The 23,995-nt window shown below is 73.1% G+C and carries 17 protein-coding genes; 10 read left to right on the top strand and 7 right to left on the bottom strand.

The window, feature by feature from the left end:
* Positions 1-218: 218 nt before the first annotated feature.
* Positions 219-1,877: an asparagine synthetase B family protein gene (locus ACSDR0_RS11165; RefSeq protein ID WP_435288694.1), complete on the bottom strand. Its 1,659-nt coding sequence runs from the start codon at positions 1,875-1,877 to the stop codon at positions 219-221.
* A gap of 71 nt (positions 1,878-1,948) precedes the next feature.
* Between ACSDR0_RS11165 and ACSDR0_RS11160 the strand changes: the two genes are divergently transcribed.
* The 6 genes from ACSDR0_RS11160 (at position 1,949) to ACSDR0_RS11135 (ending at position 9,348) form a co-directional block, all read left to right on the top strand.
* Positions 1,949-3,856 carry a hypothetical protein gene (locus ACSDR0_RS11160; RefSeq protein WP_435288693.1) on the top strand — a complete coding sequence of 636 codons (1,908 nt, stop codon included), beginning with the start codon at positions 1,949-1,951 and terminating at the stop codon, positions 3,854-3,856.
* A 34-nt stretch (positions 3,857-3,890) separates the two neighbouring features.
* On the top strand, positions 3,891-4,547 hold the full coding sequence (locus ACSDR0_RS11155) for a DALR anticodon-binding domain-containing protein (RefSeq protein ID WP_435288692.1): 657 nt from the start codon (positions 3,891-3,893) through the stop codon (positions 4,545-4,547).
* Between the two features lie 43 nt (positions 4,548-4,590).
* On the top strand, positions 4,591-5,403 hold the full coding sequence (locus tag ACSDR0_RS11150) for a neutral zinc metallopeptidase (protein ID WP_435288691.1): 813 nt from the start codon (positions 4,591-4,593) through the stop codon (positions 5,401-5,403).
* A gap of 187 nt (positions 5,404-5,590) precedes the next feature.
* A complete protein-coding gene (lysA, locus tag ACSDR0_RS11145; RefSeq protein WP_435288690.1) occupies positions 5,591-6,973 on the top strand; it encodes a diaminopimelate decarboxylase in 1,383 nt (460 codons plus the stop codon).
* A 58-nt stretch (positions 6,974-7,031) separates the two neighbouring features.
* Positions 7,032-8,324, top strand: a complete 1,293-nt coding sequence (locus ACSDR0_RS11140) for a homoserine dehydrogenase (RefSeq protein ID WP_435288689.1) — start codon at positions 7,032-7,034, stop codon at positions 8,322-8,324.
* A gap of 211 nt (positions 8,325-8,535) precedes the next feature.
* Complete coding sequence (locus tag ACSDR0_RS11135; RefSeq protein ID WP_435288688.1) at positions 8,536-9,348, top strand: polysaccharide deacetylase family protein; 813 nt, start codon at positions 8,536-8,538, stop codon at positions 9,346-9,348.
* A gap of 52 nt (positions 9,349-9,400) precedes the next feature.
* Here ACSDR0_RS11135 and ACSDR0_RS11130 read toward each other — a convergent pair whose 3' ends face one another.
* From ACSDR0_RS11130 to ACSDR0_RS11115, 4 genes are read right to left on the bottom strand one after another with little or no spacing between them, the layout of a single operon-like run.
* Entirely contained in the window at positions 9,401-11,266 is a 1,866-nt protein-coding gene (locus ACSDR0_RS11130) for a glycosyltransferase (RefSeq protein WP_435288687.1), read from the bottom strand.
* Positions 11,263-13,197 (bottom strand): glycosyltransferase, encoded by a 1,935-nt coding sequence (locus ACSDR0_RS11125; RefSeq protein ID WP_435288686.1) that lies wholly within the window; start codon positions 13,195-13,197, stop codon positions 11,263-11,265. Before ACSDR0_RS11125 ends, ACSDR0_RS11130 begins: the two co-directional genes overlap by 4 nt.
* Positions 13,197-14,966, bottom strand: coding sequence for a glycosyltransferase (locus tag ACSDR0_RS11120; protein WP_435288685.1), 1,770 nt, complete (start codon positions 14,964-14,966; stop codon positions 13,197-13,199). Before ACSDR0_RS11120 ends, ACSDR0_RS11125 begins: the two co-directional genes overlap by 1 nt.
* A complete protein-coding gene (locus tag ACSDR0_RS11115) occupies positions 14,963-15,433 on the bottom strand; it encodes a hypothetical protein (protein WP_435288684.1) in 471 nt (156 codons plus the stop codon). Before ACSDR0_RS11115 ends, ACSDR0_RS11120 begins: the two co-directional genes overlap by 4 nt.
* 454 nt (positions 15,434-15,887) lie before the next feature.
* Here ACSDR0_RS11115 and ACSDR0_RS11110 point away from each other — a divergent pair, with 454 nt between their 5' ends.
* A complete protein-coding gene (locus tag ACSDR0_RS11110) occupies positions 15,888-17,591 on the top strand; it encodes a glycosyltransferase (RefSeq protein ID WP_435288683.1) in 1,704 nt (567 codons plus the stop codon).
* Here the strand turns inward: ACSDR0_RS11110 and ACSDR0_RS11105 are convergent.
* Positions 17,575-18,360, bottom strand: coding sequence for an SAM-dependent methyltransferase (locus ACSDR0_RS11105; protein WP_435288783.1), 786 nt, complete (start codon positions 18,358-18,360; stop codon positions 17,575-17,577). The two genes, ACSDR0_RS11110 and ACSDR0_RS11105, sit on opposite strands and share 17 nt — an antisense overlap.
* Before the next feature lie 106 nt (positions 18,361-18,466).
* Between ACSDR0_RS11105 and ACSDR0_RS11100 the strand changes: the two genes are divergently transcribed.
* A complete protein-coding gene (locus ACSDR0_RS11100) occupies positions 18,467-19,804 on the top strand; it encodes an MFS transporter (RefSeq protein ID WP_435288682.1) in 1,338 nt (445 codons plus the stop codon).
* Positions 19,805-19,957: 153 nt separating this feature from the next.
* Here ACSDR0_RS11100 and ACSDR0_RS11095 read toward each other — a convergent pair whose 3' ends face one another.
* Positions 19,958-21,535, bottom strand: a complete 1,578-nt coding sequence (locus tag ACSDR0_RS11095) for a glycosyltransferase (RefSeq protein WP_435288681.1) — start codon at positions 21,533-21,535, stop codon at positions 19,958-19,960.
* A 223-nt stretch (positions 21,536-21,758) separates the two neighbouring features.
* Here ACSDR0_RS11095 and thrC point away from each other — a divergent pair, with 223 nt between their 5' ends.
* Together thrC and ACSDR0_RS11085 are read left to right on the top strand one after the other, a co-directional pair.
* A complete protein-coding gene (gene thrC, locus ACSDR0_RS11090) occupies positions 21,759-22,817 on the top strand; it encodes a threonine synthase (protein WP_435288680.1) in 1,059 nt (352 codons plus the stop codon).
* 49 nt (positions 22,818-22,866) lie between these two features.
* Positions 22,867-23,856 carry a homoserine kinase gene (locus ACSDR0_RS11085; RefSeq protein WP_435288679.1) on the top strand — a complete coding sequence of 330 codons (990 nt, stop codon included), beginning with the start codon at positions 22,867-22,869 and terminating at the stop codon, positions 23,854-23,856.
* Positions 23,857-23,995 lie beyond the last annotated feature (139 nt).

Genomic DNA, 23,995 nt, shown 5'->3' with positions numbered 1-23,995 from the left:
GTCGCTTACCGTTTTCCTGCGCGAAACACGACACGCCTCATGGGGGTGACCTCGCCCTATGCCCGAAGATCCGGCCGCCGCGCGGATCCCCGGCGCGGCCGCGAAACGGTCCTTCGCGAAGGGGTGGAGCCGGGTCTTCGGAGGCACGGAGAAGCCCCCGCCGGACCGTGTGCCACGGGACCGGCGGGGGCGGGAAGGTCGGAGTCGGGCCGGGGAGGTCAGGCCCAGGGCGGGGTGAGGTCGGGGAGGTGGTCCCCGTGGTCGCCGATCCAGGCGCCGAACAGCACCAGGCCGCGCACCCAGAAGCGGTCGTTCCAGCCGTTGAACCGCGCCAGCCCGTCGGGGCCCTCGGCGACCACGGCGTGGAGCTGCTCCGACAGCAGGGAGGGCACGGCGCCGGCGACCCGGGTGAGCATCCGGTGGCCGTACTCCCTGGCGGGCGCGGCGGCCGAGCGGAGCGGGATCCGCTGGAGCGGCTGCTTGACCACGTTGGTGGAGGGCAGCGCGGCCACGCGCGGGTTGGCCGCGTGGAGGATCTCGCGGTAGAAGCGCCCCTGGTCCTTGCGGTGCACGCCGACCGAGAGCGCCGCGTCGAAGAAGGCGGGGTGGATGAACGGCGCCGCGAACGAGACCTCGGGGCCGACCAGGTTGACCGGGGACCGGGCGATGCCCCGCGCGGTCCTGGTGTGCAGGACCGACAGCGGCAGCTCCGCCCGGTGGCCGTTGAGCATGGCGGTCGACTGGGTGAAGGCGTGCCCGACGCTGTCGGTGATCCAGGCCTCGGCCTCCTCGGCCAGGAACGGCACGGAGGGGGAGCCCAGCGCCAGCGACCCGAGCAGCGCCGCCTTGCGCTCGGCCTGCGTGGAGGCGTCCAGCGCGGCCCCGCTGACCATGAAGTTCTTCAGCAGCGGCCCCCCGGCCAGCCCGTCGACCAGCGTCCGTCCCGCCCGGTGCACCTCGCGGGCGAACGGGGTGTACCAGGCGTGGTGCGGGGTGAGGAACTCCAGCCGCCGCGCCGCGGCCAGCGCGTCGTCGGGGTAGGCGGCGGCGTCCTGGGGGATCACCCGGTGGCGCACGCCCAGCTCGCGGGTGATCGCCTTGGCGAAGACGATGTCGGTGTCGGTGCCGTCGTCGGGGCTGGTCGTCCACGACTCCACGTCGGCCCCGCGCGCCACCGCCACCGAGCACAGCAGCCGCGAGTCGTAGCCGCCGCTGACCGGCACCAGCAGCGGGCGCCCGTCGAACTCCTTGTAGACCTCGTGCAGGATCTCCAGGATCTCCCCGGCGGTCCGTCCCGCCTCGTAGGGCTCCTCGCGCAGCCATCGGGGCAGCATCCGCTCGACGCCGATCCGGTCCGATGCCCGGTCGAAGACCAGCGCGCTCGCCCCCGCCAGCCGCTTCACCTGCGTGTACGGGGTGTCGTCGCGCAACGGGAAGGTCAGCTGGATGATCGAGGCCCAGGCGTCCCAGTTGATCTCGTACGGCGTGCGCGCGAGGGAGAGCAGCGGTTCCAGCAGCGAGGAGAAGTAGACCGCCCCGCCGAGGGACAGGTAGTAGACGTCCACGAGGCCGAGGCCTCCGGCGTGCAGCGTGATCCGCTCGCCGTCGTCGATCAGGCCGGGCGTCTCGTAGGTCTCCGCCACCGTGATCCACGGCGCCGCCCCGCCGGGCGTGCGCTCTCCCCAGGCGAAGGCCCAGGTGTGCTCGTCCCGCCGGTAGGGGGGCAGCGGGGAGGAGCTGAACAGGGCCGCGCGCCCGGTCTGGACGGCGGGTCTGACCCGCGGCCCGGCTCCCCGCAGCGTCTCCAGGACGGCCTCGTCGAGGTGCCCGATGCCGCCGCAGACGTACGGCCTCACATTGAACGTCGGCCACTGCACCGTGCTGACTCCTCTGTGTCGCGATTGACCAAAGGGTATCCTTTCGCCCGGCTCACGAAACGGAGGACGGCGTGGCGGGCGAGCAACTCGAAAGCACACGACAGGCGTTGCGGGAGGCGGTGGCGCACGCGGAGCGGGCCGCCGAGCTGGCCCGCCTGCTTGACGCGGCACAGGCCAAGATCGCCGATGCGGAGCGTGCGGCCGAGGAGCTGCGCGGGGTGAAGGAGCTTCTGAGCGAGACCGAGGAGCGGCTGGAGGCCGCGAACGCGGCCGAGGAGAAGCTCCGCAAGGACCTGGCCGAGCAGCGCTACCAGGCCGAGGTGGCCAGGTGGAAGCTCTCCTCGGTGCAGGTGGCCCGCTGGTCGCGGCTGGGTGACGCGATCAAGACGGGCAAGAGCAATCCGGTGCGGCTGGCGCGCGGCCTGCGCGGGGCGGCCAAGCCGGCCAAGCGCCCGACCGCTCCCAAACGCCAGCCGGTGCCGCGCAAGGCGGGCGACAAGGCACCCGTCCCCGGCGCGTCCTTCCAGGCCACCAGCTCCGTCAGGACCGTCGGCGGCAGGTCGGTGAGGCTCAAGCCGTACCGCGTCCCGACCGGTCCCAACACCCGCCCGCACCTGACCGCGGCCGTGATCGCCGCGCCGCACGGCGAGGCGCTGCTGCGTTACGAGTGGCGCCAGACCACCGGTTTCACGCCGAGGGACTTCGCCCGGGTGCTGGCCGCGGAGGTCCCGCACCTGCTGCTGGTCGAGTCGGTGACCGAGGGGCCGTGGGCGGAGGAGCTGCGCGCGCCCGGCCAGGGACTGCGCTCCCTGCTGGCCTGGTGCGCGGAGCGGGGCATCCGCACGGTCTTCTGGCACACCGGGGGCGAGCCCGGTGAGTTCGTCGCCGCGGCCAGGCTGTTCGAGCACGTCGTGACCGCGACGCCCAAGGCCGTGGGGCCGTGGGGCACCGCGCTGGCGGCCCAGGAGCCCGAGCAGGGGCGCCGGACGCCCTCGCTGGGAATCCTGCCCTTCGCCATCCAGCCGCGCGTGCACAACCCGCTGCCGCTGGCCGGGGACCGGTTCGGGCGGGTGCTGTCGCTGGAGGAGCTGCTTCCCGGCCACCTGTCGTACCCGGACGTGCTCACCTCCTACCGCTGGCCCGTCGCGGTCGACTGCCCGCCGGGCACGGAGCCCTGGCGGATGGCCGAGCTGGCCGCCTGCGGCACCCCCATCGGTGCCGAGCCCGACCCGCGCCGCGCCCACCTGGCGCTCCGCCAGGCGTACGCCTCGGGCACGATGACCAACAAGGTCGACGACCTGCTGGACGCGATCGGCCTGCCCAGCGGCAGGGCCACCCTGAACATCTCGGTGATCATGATCGACCGGGGCGACCTCGGCCACACCCTGGCCCAGGTCGCGCCGCAGAAGGGCGTCGTCCAGCTGGTGCTGCTGTCGGACGCCCCGGACGCCGCGGGACGGGCCCGCGAGGCGATGCCCGACGGCGTGGACGTCACGGTGCGCCGTTCCTCCTCCGACCTGACCACGGGCGGCCTGCTCAACCGCGCCCTCGACCTGTGCCAGGGCGACCTGGTGGCGGTCATGGACGCCCGCGACCAGTACGGCGAGCACTATCTGACCGATCTCAGCCGGGCCTTCCTGTTCGCCAACGCCGACATCGTCGGCAAGGCGGCCCACTACGCCCACCTACGCGACGTCGCGGCGACCGTGCTGCGCCAGCCCTCGGCGGAGTACTCCTACCTGCCCGACGTGGCCGGGGCGACCCTGCTGGCCCGCCGCGCGGTCCTGCGGGGCATCGGCTTCGCCGACGTCTCGGAGAACTGGGCCGACGTGCTGATGCGGCAGTGCCGCGCGGACGGGATCAAGGTCTTCTCCGCCGACCGCTTCGGCTACGTCTGCCTCCGTGACCGCGACCGCTGGCTGCTCGGGTCGGCCCAGCTCATCGACTACGGCCCGGCCGACCCGCACGCCCTGATCTGACCGGTGGCCGTTTCGGGGTCGTTAGGCTGCCGGGATGACGCCCGGCGCGCTCGGAGAGGTCCTCGGCCTGCCACCGATCCCCAGGGGGACGTGGGCCGGGGAGGCGCTCTACGTCTCCCCGGCCGCGCTGCGCCGGGGCGAGGACCCCGCCGAGATGGCCGCCCGGCTCCGCGCGCTGCCGGGGATCGCGGCCGTCCGGGTGCGGCCGGGCGGCTTCCTGGAGATCGCGGTGGCCGTGCCCGGCGAGCTGGTCACGGAGATCGGCGGGGCCGTTCCCGCCGTCACGGGCCGCTCGCCGTGGGAGGACCTGCCCAGGACGTGGGCCAACCCCGGGTTCGTCGTCAGGTACGCGCACGTGCGGGCGGTCGCCGTGCAGCGCTGGGCCGCGGAACTCGGCGTCGGCGGGGACTTCAGGCCCGAGCTGCTGGAGGACCGCAGGGACCGGGCGGTGCTCAGGCTGCTGGCCGAGGTGCACGGCAGGCGGGTGAGCCGGGACCCGGGGTGGGCCGCCTACGCCGAGCAGCTGGCCCTGGCCTACCACGACGCGTTCGAGGGCGCCGCCGCGCTTCCCTCGGGGGACGAGGAGCCGTCGGGGCTCCACGCCGCCAGGGTGCGCCTGGCGCGGGCCGTGCGGGACGTCCTGGCGGAGGCGCTGGCGGCGCTTGGCGAGACGGCGCCCGAAAGATTGTGATAGACCCTCCCAAAGGAGTTCAAAGGGATCAAGGGAGAGGTGAATGGCCGGGCCCCGTGACTGGGAGGCGCGCGAGCCGCGCCGGTCCGGGATGATCCGGCGGGTGCTGCCGGTCCTGCTCGCCTTCGCCGTCGTCCTCGGCGGGCTCGCCTATCTCGGCGGGGACCTCAGGGAGATCCTCGGAACCGCTCCGGGCTCGCCCATCTCGGCCGCGGCCAAGCATCGCCTCTACGAGGAGACCGGGCCGGTCGACGGCCGCTGCGCCACCCTTCCCAAGGACCTCGACGCCGACGTCACGGCGTCGCTGAGGGCCCTCACCGGCTGCCTGGAGCGGATGTGGGCGGCCACCCTGGCGCGGGCGGGCATCGACTACGAGCCGCCGGGGGAGGTGCGGCTGGTCGCCGCCCCCGAAGAGGCCGCGTGCGGGATCGACGACTACGACTGGGCCGGGATCTACTGTCCCGAGCCGCGCGTCGTCAACGTGCTGGTCGACGGCGAGCGGGCCTTCCCGATGATGTTCACGCTCGCGCACGAGTACGCCCACCACGTCCAGGAGGTCAGCGGGATCGCCGACCAGAGAGGCTCGGAGGCCTTCGACGAGGCGTGGTCGCGGCGGCTCGAACTACAGGCGGACTGCCTGGCCGCGGTGACGCTGCGGAGTGTCGCGCCGCGCCGGCTGGAGAGCCTGCGCCGTCTCGCCGGGCGCGGTTCCGGCGCCGAGGAGGGCGTGGAGGCGGGCTACCGGCAGTCGCACGGTTCGGGGGCCAGCAGCGCCGAGTGGATGCGGCGCGGCCAGGAGGGCGGCACCGTGGGGTCCTGCAACACCTGGCGCGCTCCCGCCGAGCGGGTCTCCTAGGTTCGCCCCGGATCCCTCCGGAACGGGTTCGGCCAGGTCTCTCTCGGAGATCGTGTCGTGGTACGACGTTAAAATATGTCGCCAAAGTGGTCAATAACGTAAAAAGTTCGCGCGTTCGGGGTGGATCGCGTCTCGATGGGTGGGCAATCGTCTCAGGGGGATCACCGGGTCCGATAGCCTCGATCGGGTGAGTCGATTCGCCCACCCCGCCGGTGACCGGCATGCAGAAGTGCTGCCCGAGGAGCGCCCTCCGCACGCACCCGCAGACCTGAACACGCTCGACCCGACCATCTGGCCCCGAACGTCGAGCCGCGTCGACGGCTCGATCACGATCGGCGGCGCGGATGTCAGGGACCTGGTCGCGGAGCACGGCACCCCGCTCTACGTGGTGGACGAGGAAGACTTCCGCTCCCGCTGCCGCGACTACGCGAGCGCCTTCTCCGGCGGCGAGGTCCACTACGCGGGCAAGGCCTTCCTGTGCCGCGAGGTCGCCCGCTGGATCATGCAGGAGGGCCTCGGCCTCGACGTCTGCAGCGCCGGGGAGCTCGCCGTCGCGCTCAGCGTCGGGTTCCCGCCCGAGCGGATCACCATGCACGGCAACAACAAGTCGCTCGCTGAGCTGGAGAAGGCCGTCGAGGTCGGGATCGGGCACATCGTGGCCGACTCCTTCGAGGAGATCGCCCGCCTGGGCTTCCTCGCCGACAAGCACGGCAGGCGCCCCAAGGTGATGATCCGCGTCACCGTGGGCGTCGAGGCACACACCCACGAGTTCATCGCGACCGCGCACGACGACCAGAAGTTCGGCTTCTCGCTGAGCAGCGGCGCGGCGGCCGAGGCGGCCAGGCGGATCCTCGCCCTGCCCCAGCTGGAGCTCGTCGGCCTGCACTCCCACATCGGCTCCCAGATCACCGACACCGCCGGGTTCGAGGTGGCCGCGGCCCGCCTGGCCACCCTCCTGGTCAAGATCAAGGACGAGCACGGCGTCGTGCTGCCCGAGCTCGACCTCGGCGGCGGCTACGGCATCCCGTACGTCGCGGGCGACACCGCGCCCGACGTCAAGGAGATCGCCGACAACCTGCGGGAGATCGTCAGCAAGGTGGCCAGGTCCGCCGACCTGCCGGTGCCCAAGCTCACCGTCGAGCCGGGCAGGGCCATCGCCGGGCTGGCCGGGGTGACGCTCTACGAGGTCGGCACGATCAAGGACGTCGAGGGCCTGCGCACCTACGTCAGCGTCGACGGCGGCATGAGCGACAACATCCGCACCGCCCTGTACGGGGCCGACTACACCGCGCGCCTGGCCTCCCGCGAGAGCGCCTCGGGGCCGATGCTCTCGCGCCTGGTCGGCAAGCACTGCGAGAGCGGCGACATGGTCGTGCGCGACCTGTGGTTCCCCGCGGACCTGGCCACCGGCGACCTGGTCGCCGTCGCGGGCACCGGCGCCTACTGCCGCTCGCTCGCCAACAACTACAACTACCTCCCCAAGCCCGCCGTGGTCGCGGTCAAGGACGGGGTGTCCCGTGTGATCGTCCGCAGGGAGACCGAGGACGACCTCCTGAGAGGACAGCTGTGAAACGACCCGGAGCGGCCGAGAGCCGTCCATGGTGTGAGCGACAAGGGGGCGTGACCGCATGGCACTGAAAGTCGCACTTCTGGGATGCGGCGTCGTCGGTTCCCAGGTGGTCAGGCTCATGCACGAGCAGGCCGACGACCTCGCCGCCCGCATCGGGGCGCCCCTGGAGCTCGCCGGGGTCGCCGTGCGGCGCCTGGGCCGCAGGCGGGACGCCGACATCGACCCCGCCCTGCTCACCACGGACGCCGAGGCCCTGGTCACCCGTGACGACATCGACGTCGTCGTCGAGGTGATCGGCGGCATCGAGCCCGCAAGGGCGCTCATCCTGGCCGCGCTGAACAGCGGGAAGTCGGTCGTCACGGCCAACAAGGCGCTGCTCGCCGAGGACGGCGCGACCGTCCACGCCGCGGCCAGGGCCGGTAACGCCGACCTCTACTTCGAGGCGGCCGTCGCGGGCGCGATCCCGCTGATCCGGCCGCTGCGCGAGTCGCTCGCCGGAGATCACGTGCACCGCGTGCTCGGCATCGTCAACGGCACCACCAACTACATCCTCGACCAGATGGACTCCAGCGGGGCCTCGTTCTCCGACGCGCTGGAGGAGGCGCAGGCGCTGGGCTACGCCGAGGCCGACCCCACCGCCGACGTGGAGGGCTTCGACGCCGCGGCCAAGGCCGCGATCCTCGCCGGGATCGCCTTCCACAGCCGGGTGACGGCCGCCGACGTGCACCGCGAGGGCATCACCGAGATCACCGCGACGGACGTGGCCAGCGCCAAGGCCATGGGGTACGTCATCAAGCTGCTGGCGATCTGCGCCCGCTCCGACGACGGCAGGTCGTTCGGCGTGCGGGTGCATCCGGCCATGATCCCCAGGACGCACCCGCTGGCCGGGGTCCGCGAGGCCTACAACGCGGTGTTCGTCGAGGCGCGCTCCGCCGGGCAGCTCATGTTCTACGGCGCGGGCGCGGGCGGCGCCCCGACCGCGAGCGCCGTGCTGGGCGACATCGTGGCCGTGGGCCGCAACGTGCTGGCCGGCACCCGGGGCCCTGAGGAGTCCACGTACGCGGACCTGGTCGTGCACCCGATGGGCGAGACCGTCACGCGCTACCACGTCTCCCTGGACGTCGCCGACAAGCCCGGCGTGCTCGCCAGGGTCGCCGACATGTTCGCCAAGCAGGACGTCTCCATCCAGACCGTCCGGCAGGAGGGCCACGGCGCGGACGCCCAGCTGGTGCTGGTCACCCACAGGGCCAGCGACGCCGCGCTCTCCGCCACGATCGAGGGCCTGCGCGAGCTGGACATCGTCCGCGACGTGGTGAGCGTCATGCGCGTCGAGGGCGAGGACACCCCCTAGCGGTGCCGCCCCGCCAGGCCGGTCCGAGAGGGCCGGCCCGGCAGGTCCTCCGGTGATCCGGCGCGGGCACGTCTCCGGGTCTCGCGGCGGCCGTGCCATGCCGACTTGGCATCGGGTTCCTGGGCATTTGATAACGGATTATTTGGCGACCTCTACCGGCTTATAGGGTGCTTTCATGCCCTATTTGCCGTTCCGCGAAAGGGAGTTCGCCGTGAGGGTCCTTCATCGGGTGGTGGCGTTCTCCACGGCGCTGGCCGTCGTGGCGGCGCTGGGCCCGGCCGCCCAGGCGGCGACCGCGCGCCCCGCGAAGAAGGTCAAAACGGTCGTCGCGCTCACTTTCGACGACGGCGACTCCTCCCACCCGGCCGTGGCCCGCATGCTGGAGAAACGTGGCATGCGTGGAACGTTCTACATCAACAGCGAGACCGTCGGCGGCGAGGAGAAGCTGACCCGGCGCGAGCTCGCCGGGATCGCCAAGAAGGGGCACGAGATCGGCGGTCACACGCTGACCCACGTCCGCCTCACCGAGCTGACCCGAAGCGAGCAGGAGGGTCAGATCTGCGACGACCGCAGGGCGCTGGTGGCGTGGGGATACCGGCCCACCACCCTCGCCTACCCGTTCGGCGCGGTCGACTCCGACGCCAAGGCGGTGGCGCGGCGGTGCGGTTACGACGCGGCCCGAGCGGTCGGCGGGCTCAAGGAGTGGGGGTGCCCCGGCTGCCAGGCCGGAGAGGCCCTCCGCCCGAAGGACCGCTACGGCATCCGCACGCCGGGCTCCATCCGCGAGGACACCCTGCTGCGGCACATGAGGCAGCAGGTCCTCAACGCGGAGAAGGGCGGTGGCGGGCTGGTCCCGATGGTGTTCCACCGTGTCTGCGACGACTGCGGCCTCTACTCGACGACTCCCGAGCTCCTGGGCCGGTTCCTCGACTGGCTGGCGGGCCGCAAGTCCCACGGCACGGTCGTGCGGACCCTGCAGAGCGCCGTCGGCGCCCGCTACCGCCCCCTGCCCGCCCAGGAGTGACCCGGCGGCCGAGGACGCCCGGGTGTCCGGGGCGTCCCCGGCCTCCCGGGTGTCAGGGCCCCTCGGTGAGCGTGCGGAGGCGCCGGGCGGCGCGGCCGAGCAGGGACCGTTGCTGGGCCTGGCGCAGGGCGACGGCCTCCAGCCGGCGCTGCTCGGCCTTCTCCTTCCACCTGACGGTGTCGCGGCTGCCCTTGGCGGCCGCGGCGCGCAGTTCCTTCAGCTCGGCCTTGAGGGCGGCGACCTGCCGCCGGGCCCGCTCGGCCTCCCTCTCCCGCGACTCGGCCGTGGCCCGCCAGCGCGCGGCCTCCCTGTTGCGGTTCGTGGCCCAGGAGGGGTAGGCGCGGGCCGCGGGCCGCAGCTTCCAGGACTCCGCGTCCAGCCAGGTCGCCCCGTGCAGCTCGGCGATCACGTCGTCGAGCCGCTCGCCCTCGCGGGCCACGCGCATCGCCCTCGCGACGGCGGAGGTCCGCTCCAAGCGGGCGGCCAGGACCCCCGACTCGTCCTCGTCCAGCGCCACGAGCAGCAGGCCCTCGTCGTCCTTCTCCGCCTGCTCGATCAGCTCGGCCAGCGACTCCGCGCCCGGTACCCATCCGGCCGGGCAGACGAGGCGGAACGGCGCGGGCGCCGAGGTCGCGGGGACCCGCTCGGCGAAGGAGACGCGGCCGTCGTGGGCGTACTGGCCGCGCAGCAGCCGCAGGTCGAGCAGCGGGTCGTCCAGCGGGGCCGGGCGCTCGCCGGCCAGCGACGCCCACGGCCCGGTCAGGGTGACGCGCACGTCGGGCAGGGTGCTGGCCAGTGCCCCGTCGACGCTCGCCCTGACGTCCTCGAAGGAGGCGTCCCGGGCGTCCACCACGACGTCGACGTAGGGGACCAGCCACTGCCGGCCCGCGTCGGTGCGCAGGTGGCGCCGGTAGGGGATCCGGTCGGCGATGAACGGGTCGTTGTGCCGCCTGACGTCCGCGGGCCTGCGCATGGCCGTCGTCGTGCCCAGGTGCCAGCTCAGCGCCTCGGCGTCGGGGACGAACACCGCGCCCGTCTGGGTGAGCCGGTAGCCCAGCTCGGTGTCCTCGCCGAGGGCCAGGGAGGTGTCCAGCCCTCCCGTCTCCCTCAGCAGGGCGGCGGGCAGCGAGACCGTCGCGCCCACGTGGACGCGGTGCAGCAGCGAGCTGGGTGCGTCGCGAAAGTCGCGGTGGGCGGCGATGAGCTCGCCGATCCAGTCGTGCCCGTGCTCGGGATCCTCCTCGAAGAGGGAGCCCGCCCTGTCCTTGGCGACGGCGATCCGGACCTCGGCGGGGGTGGGCGGGGTGCCCGCCATGGCGGTGAAGCGCAGCGTCCCCGTCACCACCATGTAGCCGGCCAGGTGATGCCAGCGCATGTGCGCCTCGACGTGCTCCCGGTAGGCGACGATGTCGGCGTCCATCCGGTGGATCACCTGGCCGTCCGCGATGGCCGTGCCGGTCTCCAGGGCCCAGGCGATGCCCCGGCGGCCCGGGGCGTTGCCGACGATCCGGGTGTGTTCCGGCGCGATCTCGGGGAGCCGGAGCGGGGGCGCGCTGCCGTCGTCCACGACGATCACCTCGAGGAGGTGGGAGGGGTAGGTCTGGGCGGCGAGCGCGGCCAGCGTGAGGTCCAGCCTGTCCTGCCGCCCCCTGGCGGGGATCACCACGCTCACCGGCAGGCGCGGCTCCCACGTGCCGGGGGCGGGCGCGGACAGCACCCCGTAGTCGTTGCCGGGGATCCTCGGCGTGCCCGCGGCGTCGTCTCCGGCCGGGGCCGCGTACCGGTCCTGGACGCGCGGCGCGCACAGGGAGATCCTCGGCGTGCCCATGGCGTCGTCTCCGGCCGGGGCCGGCGTCGCGTGCGAGTCCTGGACACGCGGCGTGTACGGCGTGTCAGGGGAGATCCGCGGCGTGCTCACGGTGTCCCCGGGGGGAGTTCCATGAGCGCGCTGGGCCGGAAGCCGCGCCACTGGCGCTTGTTGCGCCGCAGGAACGTGCCGATCGGCTCGCGCCAGGTGTGGTTGGCGACGTTGCCGCGCCGCAGGATGTAGCCCAGCCCCTGGGTGCGGTAGATCTGCCCGCCCGCGGCCTGCACAGCGTGCTGGAACTGGGCGTCGATCGTGCCGGGCATGGGACGGAAGCCGCCCACGGCCTCGAAGGCGGAGCGTTCGGAGAAGATGGTCCCTCCGGCGATGAAGTTGGTGATCTGCTCGGTGATCTGCTCGCGGTGGACGGTCACCCCGATCGAGGCGAGATAGACGAACTCGGGGACCATTCCCACGACCTGGGCCCCCGAGTAGGAGTGGGCCAGCAGCAGGTCGGAGATGAAGTCGGGCCCGTACCAGTCGTCGTCGTCCATCTTCAACAGGAACGACCCCGACGCCCTGGCCGCGGCCAGGTTCAGCACGCTCCCGAACACGGTCTGCCCGTCGGCCTCGACCACGGTGACCGGCCGCTCGAAGGAAGCCAAGGGCCCGGCCACGCCGGGATGCGTCGCGGGGACGCCGTGCAGGGCGAGGATCACCTCGAACTCGGCGCCGCGCTGCCTGGACAGCTGCTCCAGCGCGAAGCCCACCATCTCCGGGCGGCGGGTGACGAGCAGCACCGAGACCGTCGGCACGGGTGCCACGGGGGCGCCCAGCTGCTCCCAGCGGGCGCGGACCCCGTGGACGCGCAGCGCCTCGCGGCGCAGCCGGATGCTGTGCTCCTCGCGCTCCAGGTCGTCCTTGAGCGCGGGCTCGTCGACCGAGGCGATCAGCCTGGCCAGCTCCGGGCCGAGGGCGCCCGCCCAGCGCGGCACGGTCTCGGAGACCAGGGGCACCCCGGCCGCGGCCAGCCCCGTGACGACCCGCAGCGCGGCCGCCGGGCCGGTGTGGCTGCGCCGCCAGTCCACCCGTACGCCCCTGACCTGCCTGATCCGGCTGACGTCCACGTCCGTGACGCCGCCGGAGGCGTCGAAGGAGGTGAGCGTCCTGCCGTCGCAGGTGATCGCCCAGCGGCCGGACTCCGAGGACAACTCGGCCGTGCCGAGGGTCGGCACGGTGATGAAGTTCATGGGGTTGACCGAGCGGCCGTCGACCGGGGGGATGGCCCAGGGTTCCGACAGGTCGCCGAGGCCGTTCTCCAGGATCTTGCCGCCACCGGGGCGGCCGAGCCTCTCCCAGGTCATCAGCTCGGCGACCGGGCGGTCCACCGTGGTCCTGCCGGTGGGGTCGGCGCCGGACCATGACGGCGGCTCCTCGCCGACCACGCGCACGACCAGGTCGGCGCCACGGGCGCCGAACCTGTCGGGGACGGGGCCCGCCAGGGGGGCGGGGGCCGCGTTCGGGTCGCCGGGGCGCCAGTGGGCCGCTCCCGGACCCGCCAGGCCTGCGACGGGCCCGGCGACGGCGTCCATCCGGTGCCCGCCGAACGCCCTGGCGGTCGCGGCGAGCGTCCGCCCAGCGGGTACCGGCTTGGAGAACCTCGCCTCGACCACCCAGGCGGGCTGTTTCGGCTGGTGGACGCGGAGTTCCACGAGAGCGCGCCAGCGGTGGGCGGGGGTGGGGGACAGCACCGGCGCGGTGTACCAGTGCGGCGTCTCCCGCACGGCGACGACGACCCGGGGGGCCATGGCCAGCAGCGACTGCAGGCTCGCGGCCCTGCGGACGTCGGTCGGCGTGCGGGCGAGCACCAGGATCTCCGCCGCGCCCTCCTCGGCGCGCGGGATGCCGTCGAGGTCGCCGTCGAGGTCCATCGCCCCGTACGCCTCCAGCTCGCCGAGCGTCTCGAAGCCCACGCAATAGACGAGGACGCGCTGCTTGCCGTTCCGTTCCAGGGCGGCGCGGACGAGATCGATCAGAAGGGACATCAGCCGGTCCTCCCCTGCCGCCTGGCCATCGAGATGATCTTTTCGAGCGGGCCGCGGCGCCGCTCGCCCTCCAGGCGCCCGGCCTCCGCCCGCAGGCGTCCGGTCTCGGCGCGGAGGCTCTCCACCTCGTCCTTCAGGCGTTTCGCCTCGCGCTTCCAGCGCGCGGAGTCGGCCCGCCACTTCGCGCTGTCCCCGGCGACGGGCTCCGCCTCGTCGGCGGTCGTCACACCGACCTCGGCGGCGCTCACCCAGAGCGAGCCGAACAATTCGTGGACGACGTCGTCGAGGCCGGTGTCCGGGGCGCCGTCCGGGTCGCCGCCGGGGTCGCCGTCGAGGTCCCGGGGGCCTTCGTCGTTCACCAGCGCCGCCCTGGCGAAGGCGGCGGTGCGCTCGAACCTGGCCGCCCTGACCCCGGAGGGCCCCTCGTCGAGGGCCGCGCACAGCAGCCCGTACTCCTCGCCCTCCGCGAGTTTGACCAGCTCGGCCAGGCTGTCGGCGCCGAGCGCCCACCCGGCGGGCACGACGAGCCTGAACGGCGCGGGCGCGGAGCCCGCGGGCACCTCCTCGGTGAAGGAGACGCGCGGCTCGCGGACGTACAGGTTGCGCACCAGGCGCAGGTCCAGCAGCGGTTCGTCGAGGGAGGGGCGGCGCCCGGTGGGAAGGTCCGACCAGGGCCCGACCACGGTGACGGCGACGTCGACGAGGGTGCCCGCGAGCGCGGAGTCCACGCTCGCCCGCACGTCCTCGTAGGAGGCGCCGCGGGCGTCGACGACGACGTGCACGTACGGCACCAGCCAGGTCCTGCGCGGGTGGGTGCGCAGCCAGCGCAGGTCGGGGATGAGGTCGGGCAGCACCGACCAGTTGTGCCGGTGCACCTCCTTCTCCCGGATCATGACCGTGGACGGCCCGAGGTGCCAGCCGCGGGCCTGCGGGTCGGGGATGAAGACCGCGCCCGCCTGCGCGAGGCGGAAGCCGAGATCGGTGTCCTCACCCATGTTCAGCGTGGTGTTCACGCCGCCGACCGAGCGCAGCAGCGCCACGGGGACCGAGGTGGTGGCCCCCGAGTGGAGCCGGTAGGCCCCGGCGCCCGCGTCCCGCAGCCACCGGGTCTCCTCCAGCACCCCGGCCCGCCACTCGTGCGGCGCGGACTCGTCGAACAGCTTCTCCGCGTCCCTGGCCTCCACGGCCGAGAAGACCTCGTCGGCGGAGGGTCCGGTTCCCTCGGGGGTGAACCGGACGTCGCCCATCACGACGGCGTAGGAGGCGAGATGGTGCCAGCGCATGTGCGCCTCGACGTGCTCCCGGTCGAGGATCATGTCGGAGTCGACCCAGTGCAGGATGTCGCCCGCCGCCGCGGCGGCGCCGGTCTGGCGGGCCCAGCCCCGTCCCCAGCGGCCGTCGGGCACCCGGACGAGCCTGGTGTTGGCCGGGGTGATCTCGGGGACGCGCAGTGGCGGGTCACTGCCGTCGTCGGCGATGACCACCTCCATGAGGTGCGCGGGGTAGGTCTGCGCGGCCAGCCCGGCGAGCGTGCGGTCCAGGGCCTCCTGGCAGTCGTGCGCCGGGATCACCACACTCACCCTGAGGCGGGGCTCCCAGGCGCCCAGGTCGGGCGGGAGCAGCGACCCGTAGTCGTTGTGCCTGATCCTGGCGCGCGGGACGACGGCGCGGCCGGTCCGGTCGGCGCGGCCCGCGCGCTCGCCCCGGTCCGCCCGGTCGTCGTGGGCGGGGAAGGCGGAACCGGGGGTGGCGAAGCCGGTGCCGGTCACTCTCTTCCCTCCGGGGACCGTTCGGTCACCGCCTGCGTCGCGGCCAGGCGCGGCAGCAGGTCGTGGACCATCTCCTCGATCTCCTGGCGCCGGGGTACGGAGGCCAGCCGGTCCTCGCCCAGGGAGACCAGGATCGCCTGCAGGTCCTCGTCCCGCTTGCGCTCGTGCTCCTTGAGCAGCTCGACGATCTCGTCCAGCCGCCGGTCCAGCCGCTGGGTGGCCGCCTTGACCGTGGCCATCTCCGCCTCGTAGCGCTTGACCCGGGCGTCGATCCGCTGGGCCTTGCCGTCGACCCTGCGTACGGTCGCGACCGCCAGTACCTGGACGGCGAGCACCGTCGCGATCGCGCCGAGCACGATGGCCGCCGTGACCGAGATGATCCCGATGCTCGCGAGCAGCGTCAGCGCGATCAGGAACACCGAGCCGAGGCTTGCCGCCAGAAGCGTCAGTTTTCGGGGCGTGGGCATCCGCGCTTACCTTCCGTGCCGCTCTGTCGTTACCTGTCGTTGTTGGTGGTAATTGAGGCTATCGGCTCACCAAGTGCGAATACGGCGATAAATAGGAAATTCAAAGGTTCCTGTGACCTGTGTGACAGCTGTCACCCTTTAGTGGTGATCCTCTATGTCAAGTGGGAAGTTGGTGAGAAGCGATCTTCCTGCCTCGCTATCCTTCGCTCGTGCCCGCGCAGCCGACCTCCGTGTCCCCGCCCCCCTCCGCCCTCCCGGCGGGCTTCCCGCGGCCGGAGACGGGGGCGCTCGCCCACCTCGCTCACCGCGTCCACGACGGCGCCCATGACCCGGGCCGCGGACGGCGCCGGACCGGTGGCGCCGAGCCCACCCGGCGGCCCTCCCTCGCCCGTCTCCCGCGCGCCGCGTCGGACCGGTGGTGCGGTCCCCGCCCGAGCTCGATCCTGGAAGCGTCATGACAGCACGGATCGCCGGTAACGACTACCGGAGCCTCACGCCGCCCGCCCTGGGCTCCTGGGCTCCCTCGCTCCGGGTCAGTGTCGTCATTCCCGCGTACGGTGACCAGGAGAAACTCGACCTGGCGCTCGCCGGGCTGGCCGGGCAGACCTACCCCGCGGCCCTGACCGAGGTCGTCGTGGTCGACAACGGCAGCAGCCCGCCGCTGCGGCTGCCCGCCCTGCGCCCCGAGGGCACCCGCCTGATCGTCTGTTCCGTCCCCGGCCGCGCCCACGCCCGCAACGCCGGGCTGTCGGCCGCCACCGGTGACGTGATCCACTGGCTCGACTCCGACGTGGTCCTGGACCGCAGGTCGGTCGAGGCGCACATGCGCTGGCACCACGCCGCCCCGTACCTGGTGGTGACCGGCTACCTGCGCTTCACCCCGGCGGGGCTGCCGGCTCCCGAGGTGGTCGCCGCGGCCGACGACCTGGCCAAGCTCTTCGAGCCCGCCGAGCCGCATGCCTGGCTGGTCGACCTCGTCGAGCGCACCGACGGCCTCACCGCCAACCCGCACCGCGCGTTCAGCCTGCATGTCGGCGGCGCGACCTCGGTCAACGCCGCGCTGCTCGCCGTCGCGGGGCCGATGGACACCGATCTGATCCTCGGCCAGGACACCGAGATGGGCTACCGGCTCGCCCAGGCGGGCGCCGTCTTCGTGCCCGAGCCGCTGTCGCGCGCCTTTCACCTGGGCCCGACCATGCGCATGCGCGACAAGGCCCCGATCGACCGGGTCAGCCACGCCTTCGTGGCCGACCGGATCCCGTCCTACCGCTGGCTCCGCTCCCACCCGGCCAGGCAGTGGAAGGTGCCCTACGTGGAGGTGGTCGTCGAGCCCGGGGGAAAGCCGGGCGGATACGCCTACGACGAGGTCCGCGCCACCGTCGACGCCGTGCTCGCGGGCACCCTGCCCGACGTCGCGGTCACCCTCACCGGGCCGTGGGGCCGCGTCGGCGTCGAGGGGCGCGCCCCCCTGAAGAACCCCGACCTGGACCTGGTGCTGATCCGCGGCCACTACGCCCACGAGCCCAGGGTCCGCTTCGCCGACGAGGTCCCCGCCGCCCTCACCCCTCACGACCGGCCCGACGCCCCCGGCCGGGCGGTTCCGTACCGTCTGAGGTTGCCCGCCGGGTGGGTCCCGGGCGAGGACACCCTGGCGCGCCTGCTCGACCTGGCCAGGGACGAGGGGTACGGCCTGGTGTCGGTGCTGCTGGCCGAGGGGGGTGAGGAAACCGGCGACGCTGGTCCGGGGCGGGGGGTCGTCGCTGCGCGGTTGGAACGTGCCGCCGCGTTCGCGCGCGCCGCGATCGTGCTGGAGGAGGGGGAGGACCTCGACGACGCCGTGGACGACACCTTCGGCGTGATCTGGGTGGACGGCGAGACCTACGGGTTCACTCCGGAGGCCCGCCCCCTCACCGGCCGCCGCGGCGCCTACCGGGTCAGGAGCGAGGCGGAGGCCGAGGTGGCCCGCCTCACCGGGGAGGCGGAGCGGCTCCGCGGCCAGGTGGCCAAGTGGCGCGACGAGGCGGGCCGCTGGCGCAGGAGCACCGTCGAGCTGCGGCGCGAGGTCGGCACCCTGCGAAAGGAACTGGCCGCCGCCAGGAAGGTCGTCCAGTACGGGCTGCTGTCCTCCGTGAAACGGGCCATCACCCGACGTCGCTGACGACGCCGACGCCCCCCAGGAAGTAGGAGCCGACGCCCTTGTAGGGCACGGCGGTGCCGGGTACCGGCCGCCACTCGGGCAGGTTGACGACGCCGGGCTCGACCACGTCGAAGCCGTCGAACATGCGGACGATCTCCTTGCCCGTACGGGTGACGAAGGGCGAGGAGGCCCGGTCGTAGACCTGGACCACCCCTTCCGCGGCCTCCGGGCGGGCGTCGATCGCGACGTGGGACAGGACGAGGTGGCTGCCGGGCGCCATGACCCCGCGCAGGGTGGCGAGGATGCCCAGGGGGTCGTCCGTGTCGGGGACGAAATGCATGATGGCCAGCAGAAGGATCCCCACCGGCCGGTCGAAGTCGATCGCCGCGCGCATGTCCGGGTGCTCCAGGATCTCCCCTGGCCGGCGGAGGTCCCCCTCGACGATGGTCACGTTCTCGTTCTTGCCGAGGATCGCCCTGCCGTGGACCAGGACGGTCGGGTCGTTGTCGACGTAGACGACCCGCGCTCCGGGGACGACCTGGTGCACGTTGTTCTGGGTGGGCAGCCCGGCGCCGATGTCGAGGAACTGGTCGATCCCCGACTCGGCGAGGAAACCGACCGTGCGGCCCAGGAACGCGCGGTTGGATCGAGCGCTGTGCCGGATCTCGGGGATGATCTCCAAGACCTTCTCCGCCGCCTGACGATCCGCGGGAAAGTTGTCCTTGCCGCCCAGATAGTAGTCGTACATGCGCGCGACGTTAGGAATATGCGTTTGGACACCCTTGGGCATCTGGTCGGTCACGTGCCGCTCCCGGGTAATGACATTTCCAGAATTGTGTAGATCATAGCCACTCGTAACATTGGATAAGCCCTTACACAGCTGGCAAGATCGCGTCATGGCCGCCTCCCCCTCGCGCCGCGTGCTCGGCCTCCAACTCGCCGACGGCATCGGCCGCGGCAACATGTGGGCCTGCCTGTCCATGGCGTTCGCCTCGACCATGATCATCTCCTTCCTGCCCGCCACGCAGCCGTACATTCTGGGCGGCGTCCTCGGCGTGGACGGTGCCGACCAGGGCAAGGCCGTCGGCCTGCTGGGCGTGGCCGCGGAGATCGCGATGATCGCCAGCCTGGCCTGGTACGGAGCGCTGGCCGACCGGCACGGCCGCAGGCCCGTCGTGGTGGCCGGGTTCGCGCTGTGCGCGCTGGGCACCGCCCTCTTCCCGTTCGCCGCGAACACCGCCGTGCTCGTCGCGCTGCGCGTGATCTTCGCCCTCGGCGTGGCCGCGCTCAGCGCGATGCTGTCCACGGTGGCGATCGACTACGTCCGCGACGGCTCGCGCGGCAAGTCGTACGGGCTGATCGGCCTGTTCAGCGGGCTGGGCGCGATGCTCGCCGTGCTCGGCCTGGTCCGCCTGCCCAAGGTCTTCGAGGACTCGGGGACGGCCCCGGTCTCCGCCGCCCGCGTCTCGTTCCTGATCATCGCGACGGCCGTCCTCGCGGTCGCCGCGCTGATGTGGTTCACGCTGTCGAAGGCCCCGGTCTCCGGGCCCCCGGAGGGGCCCGCCGCCCGCGTCCCGCTGCCCCGCCTGGTCAGGGAGGGCGTCACGCTCGCCCGCGACCCCGGGGTGGCGCTGTCGTACGCGGCGGCGTTCGTCGCCCGCGCGGACCTCGCGGTGGTCGCGGGCTTCCTGTCCCTGTGGGTCGTCGACTACGCCACGAGCGAGCGCGGCATGTCCGGCGCGGAGGCCCTGGCCCGCGCGGGTGCCGTGGTCGGCGTCGCGCAGACCGTGGCCGTGCTCGCCGCCCCGCTGTTCGGCTGGCTGGGCGACCGCATGCGGCGCCAGGACGTGGTCATCCTCGCCCAGGCCGTCGCGGCGCTGTCCTACCTGTCGACGTTGCTGGTCAGCGACCCTCTCGGCTCCGGCATGATGCTGGTGGCCGTGTTCGTCGGCCTGGGGGAGATCGCCGGGATCACCACCGCGGGGCCTCTCCTGGCCCAGCAGGCGCCCGCCGGGGTCCGCGGCTCCGCCTACGGGGTGCAGACCCTCTGCGGCGCCGTCGGCATCCTCACCGTCTCCGCCCTGGGCGGCTTCCTCTACGACGCCTGGCGCCCGGCCGCGCCGTTCGTGGTGTCGGGCACGCTCGGCCTGCTCGTCGTCGTCTTCGGGCTGGTCGTACGGCGGCGCGTCACGCCCCTGCCGGAGAGCCGCGAGAGCGCGGGCGCCCCGGCCTGACCCGGCTCGATCCGCTCTGACTCGGCCTGATCCGCTCCGGCCCGGCCCGGCTCGATCCGCTCTGGCCCGCTCCGGCCCGGCCTGATCCGCTCCGGCCCGGCGGGGCCGGGGCTCCGTCCGCCTTTGCCTGTCCCCGGCCGCCCCGGGCCGCGCTCAGTTCCTGAGCGCGGTGCGGAGCCTGCCGAGAAGGGAGTCGCGCCTCTCCTCCCGGCGTCGCTGCTCCTGCCCGGAAACCCGCTCCGCCGCGGGCCTCGCGGGTTCCCGTACGGGAGCCGGGGCGGGGGCCGGGCTCCCGGGCGCGGCCGGAACCCGGGCGGGGGGAGGGGCGGAGACCGGAGGCGTGGGCCCGACCGGCCAGAACTCCGGCCGGTCGCCGCGCCGCACGCCGTGGGTGGCCGCGATCGACGTGGCGACGTCGTCCGCGCCGAGCAGCCTCGCCCGGCCCAGCGCCTCGGTCCGCTGCAGCGTCGCCTCGCCGTCGCCGCCGAGATCGACGACGAGCATGCCCGAGCGGTCGTCCTGCATCACGCGGATCATCCGCTCCAGCGTGTCGCGTCCCAGAGGGACCGAGACCGGGCCCGTGTAGCGGAAGGCGATCGGGGCGGGGGTGGCGGAGACCTCGTCGGCGAACCGCACCCGCTCGTCGTGGGCGAAGTGCTCGCGCAGCAGCCGAAGGTCGAGCAGGGGGTCGTCCAGCACCGGGCGGCGTTCCCCGGACAGCCTCGACCAGGGGGCGACCAGGGTGACGATCACGTCGCCGAGCGACCCGTCGAGCGCCGCGCCCACCGCCTCGCGCACCCGCTCCTCGGGCCCGTCGACGCGGAGCACCACCTCCACGTACGGAACCAGCCAGTGGCGGCCCCGGTCCTTGCGCAGGTCACGGCGGAGCGGCACCCGGTGGGCCAGGTAGGGGGCGACGACGCGCACCGCCCGCCGCGGGTCGCGGCGCTGGGCGGGAAGTCCCAGATGGACGGCCTGGGCGGCCATGTCGGGGACGAAGACCACGCCGTGCGCGGCCAGCCGGTAGGCGAACTCGGTGTCCTCGCCCCGCAACACCCGGGGGTCCACCCCGCCCACGGCCTGGAAGATCTCCCGCCGCATCGACACCGTCGGCCCCGTGCACACGTGGTAGGGGTTGCGGCTGGCCCGCAGGCCGTTGGTGCGGGAGATCGTCTGCTCGGTGGAGCTGGGCAGGGCGCCCGACAGGTCGAAGAGGGACCCCAGCGAGCCCGCGCGCACGCCCTCGTGGACCCGGGCGGCCGTCAGCTCCGGCTCCTCGACGAACTTCTTCGCGCCGATCGTGACCAGGTATCCGGCCAGGTGGTGCCACCGGGCCAGGGCCTCGATGTGCTCGCGGCAGACGACCATGTCGGCGTCGAGGCGCTGGATGATCCGCCCCTCCGCGAGGGCGGCGCCGGTGTTCACCGCGTGGGCGATGCCCCAGCCCGAGGAGCCGGTGCTCACGATCCTGGCGTCACTCGGGGCGATCTCCGGCAGCCGCAACGGCGGCTCGCTGCCGTCGTCGACCACGATCACCTCCATGAGGTGGTCCGGGTAGCTCTGCGCGGCCAGGGCGGCGAGGGTCAGGTCGAGCCTGTGCTGCCCGCCGTGGGCTGGAATGATCACACTCACCGGGAGCTCCGGGTCCCACGCGCCCAGCGCGGGCGGGGCCAGGGGCGAGTAGTCGTTGTGCCGGATCGTCGGCAGGTCCGCCGCCGTGCCGCCCGTCATGATGTGACACCCCTTGTCTTGATTCCCCGCGTGTCAAGCGCTGTCAAACGCTGTCAAGCCTCGCAGACCATATCGACTGATCCTTAGAGTTCCCTGGGGAGGACGCCCGGCTTGTCCATCTGGTGGACAGCGCATCCCAGAGCCGAGCGGGTTGCCCGTAGACTCGTCCCCAATACCGCAGGTAGCACGCGCACGGACCGGCCGGGCGCGGTGAGGAGCAATCATGACCAGGGCGTGGCGTGGCCTCATCGAGGAGTACCGTGACCGACTTCCGGTGACCACGGCGACGCCCGTTGTCACGCTCCTGGAGGGCGGCACCCCGCTCGTCCCGGCGAACCGGGTGTCGGCGCTGACCGGTTGTGAGGTCTACCTGAAGGTCGAGGGCCTCAACCCGACCGGAAGCTTCAAGGACCGTGGCATGACCATGGCCATCAGCAAGGCCGTCGAGGACGGGGCGAAGGCCGTCATCTGTGCCTCGACCGGCAACACCAGCGCCTCCGCCGCCGCCTACGCGGTCCGCGCGGGCCTGACCTGCGCCGTGCTGGTGCCCCGGGGCAAGATCGCGATGGGCAAGCTGGCCCAGGCGCTGGTCCACGGTGCCCGGCTGCTCCAGGTCGAGGGATCCTTCGACGACTGCCTGGAGATGACCAGGAAGCTGTCGGAGAGTTACCCGATCGCGCTGGTCAACTCGGTGAACCCGTTCCGGCTCCAGGGCCAGAAGACCGCCGCGTTCGAGATCGTCGACACGCTCGGGGACGCCCCCGACATCCACTGCATCCCGGTCGGCAACGCGGGCAACATCTCCGCGTACTGGATGGGCTACACCGAGTACGCGCGAGACGGCGTCGCGACGAGTACGCCGCGGATGTTCGGCTTCCAGGCCAGCGGTGCCGCGCCGATCGTCAACGGCGCGCCGGTGACCCACCCGCACACGATCGCCACCGCGATCCGCATCGGCAACCCCGCCTCCTGGCAGCTCGCCGAGGCCGCCCGCGACGAGTCGGGCGGCGTCATCCAGGCCGTCACCGACCGCCAGATCGCCGCCGCGTACAAGCTGCTCGCCCAGGAGGAGGGCGTGTTCGTCGAGCTCGCCTCCGCCGCCAGCGTGGCGGGCCTCCTCCAGGCCCACGGGCAGGGTCTGGTCGAGCCCGGGCAGCGCATCGTGTGCACGGTGACCGGAAACGGCCTCAAGGACCCCGACTGGGCCATCTCGGGCGCCCCCACGCCGGTGACGATCCCGATCGACGCGCACGCCGCGGCCACCGCCCTCGAACTCGCCTAGTGGACCTCAGGAGAAGCGACGTGCCCCTCACGGCCCCCCACGGACCCCGATGACCGGCGGCACGGCGAAGGCGACCGTCCGCGTCCCCGCGACGTCGGCCAACCTCGGCCCCGGATTCGACACGCTGGGGCTCGCCCTCGACCTCCACGACGAGATCGAGGCCGAGCTGTTCGAGCCCCGGGGCGGGCCCGGCTCCCGAGGCGTCGACATCGCGGTCGAGGGCGAGGGGGCCGGTGAGCTCGACCTGGGCGAGGGGCACCTCATCGTCACCACGATGCGCGCGACCTTCGACAGGATGGGTCTCCCGCAGCCGCGCGGCATCCGGCTGCGCTGTCTCAACCGGATCCCGCACGCCCGCGGCCTCGGATCCTCCTCCGCGGCGATCTGCGCCGGGATCCTGGCCGCCCGCGCGCTGGCCGCGACCCCGTACGCGCGAGGCGCCCATCCCGGCGGGGATCATCCGCCGGAGGCGCCGCCCGAGCTGACCGACGACGGCGTCTTCGCGCTGGCCACCGAGATCGAGGGCCATCCCGACAACGTGGCGCCGTGCCTGGCGGGCGGGCTCACCGTCGCCTGGACGGACACAGGGAGCGTGCCGCACCTGGTGCGGCTGCTCCCGCACGAGGCCGTCAGGCCCGTGGTCCTCGTCCCCGCGCACCGGCTGTCCACCGAGATCGCCCGCGGGCTGCTGCCCAAGGACGTCCCGCACGCCGACGCCGCGGCGAACGCCGGCAGGGCCGCGCTGCTGGTCGCGGCGCTGACCGCCAGGCCCGAGCCCGAGCTGTTGCTGGCCGCCACGGAAGATCGCCTCCACCAGGACTACCGCGCCCCCGCGATGCCGCACACCGCCGACCTGGTACGGCGGCTGCGGAAGGCGGGTGTCGCCGCGGTCGTCTCGGGAGCGGGTCCCACGATTCTTGCGTTCTCAACGGTGAATACGCAGGATTTGATCGCACCGGAAGTGGGTAATGACTGGCACATCCAGCCACTGGATGTCGAAACCAGGGGAGCCCGCGTTGTTTCTCTTGAGACACGCTGACACCTCTTCGACCTTCAGGGAATAGCTGTGTGCGCTGGTGATGTTAGGCTGATAGCCGCACCAGGTGCCCCGCGTTGGGTGCGTGCTTGTCAGCCACACATCGCTGCATCATGTCTCACCTGGTGAGACATGATCGCCG

Source organism: Streptosporangium sp. G11, from assembly GCF_051192615.1.
Taxonomy (GTDB): Bacteria; Actinomycetota; Actinomycetes; order Streptosporangiales; family Streptosporangiaceae; genus Streptosporangium.
Note: the sequence above shows the minus strand (reverse complement) of the source record. Positions and strands in the feature narration are given on the sequence as shown.

What these genes read in the sequence shown, in the direction of transcription:
- ACSDR0_RS11155 (WP_435288692.1), top strand. Translation starts at nt 3,891, where the DNA reads ATGACGCCCGGCGCGCTCGGAGAGGTCCTCGGCCTGCCACCGATCCCC.
- ACSDR0_RS11095 (WP_435288681.1), bottom strand. Translation starts at nt 21,535, where the DNA reads ATGACGGGCGGCACGGCGGCGGACCTGCCGACGATCCGGCACAACGAC.
- ACSDR0_RS11105 (WP_435288783.1), bottom strand. Translation starts at nt 18,360, where the DNA reads ATGCCCAAGGGTGTCCAAACGCATATTCCTAACGTCGCGCGCATGTAC.
- ACSDR0_RS11150 (WP_435288691.1), top strand. Translation starts at nt 4,591, where the DNA reads ATGGCCGGGCCCCGTGACTGGGAGGCGCGCGAGCCGCGCCGGTCCGGG.
- ACSDR0_RS11100 (WP_435288682.1), top strand. Translation starts at nt 18,467, where the DNA reads ATGGCCGCCTCCCCCTCGCGCCGCGTGCTCGGCCTCCAACTCGCCGAC.
- ACSDR0_RS11115 (WP_435288684.1), bottom strand. Translation starts at nt 15,433, where the DNA reads ATGCCCACGCCCCGAAAACTGACGCTTCTGGCGGCAAGCCTCGGCTCG.
- ACSDR0_RS11140 (WP_435288689.1), top strand. Translation starts at nt 7,032, where the DNA reads ATGGCACTGAAAGTCGCACTTCTGGGATGCGGCGTCGTCGGTTCCCAG.
- ACSDR0_RS11110 (WP_435288683.1), top strand. Translation starts at nt 15,888, where the DNA reads ATGACAGCACGGATCGCCGGTAACGACTACCGGAGCCTCACGCCGCCC.
- ACSDR0_RS11125 (WP_435288686.1), bottom strand. Translation starts at nt 13,197, where the DNA reads ATGTCCCTTCTGATCGATCTCGTCCGCGCCGCCCTGGAACGGAACGGC.
- thrC (WP_435288680.1), top strand. Translation starts at nt 21,759, where the DNA reads ATGACCAGGGCGTGGCGTGGCCTCATCGAGGAGTACCGTGACCGACTT.
- ACSDR0_RS11085 (WP_435288679.1), top strand. Translation starts at nt 22,867, where the DNA reads ATGACCGGCGGCACGGCGAAGGCGACCGTCCGCGTCCCCGCGACGTCG.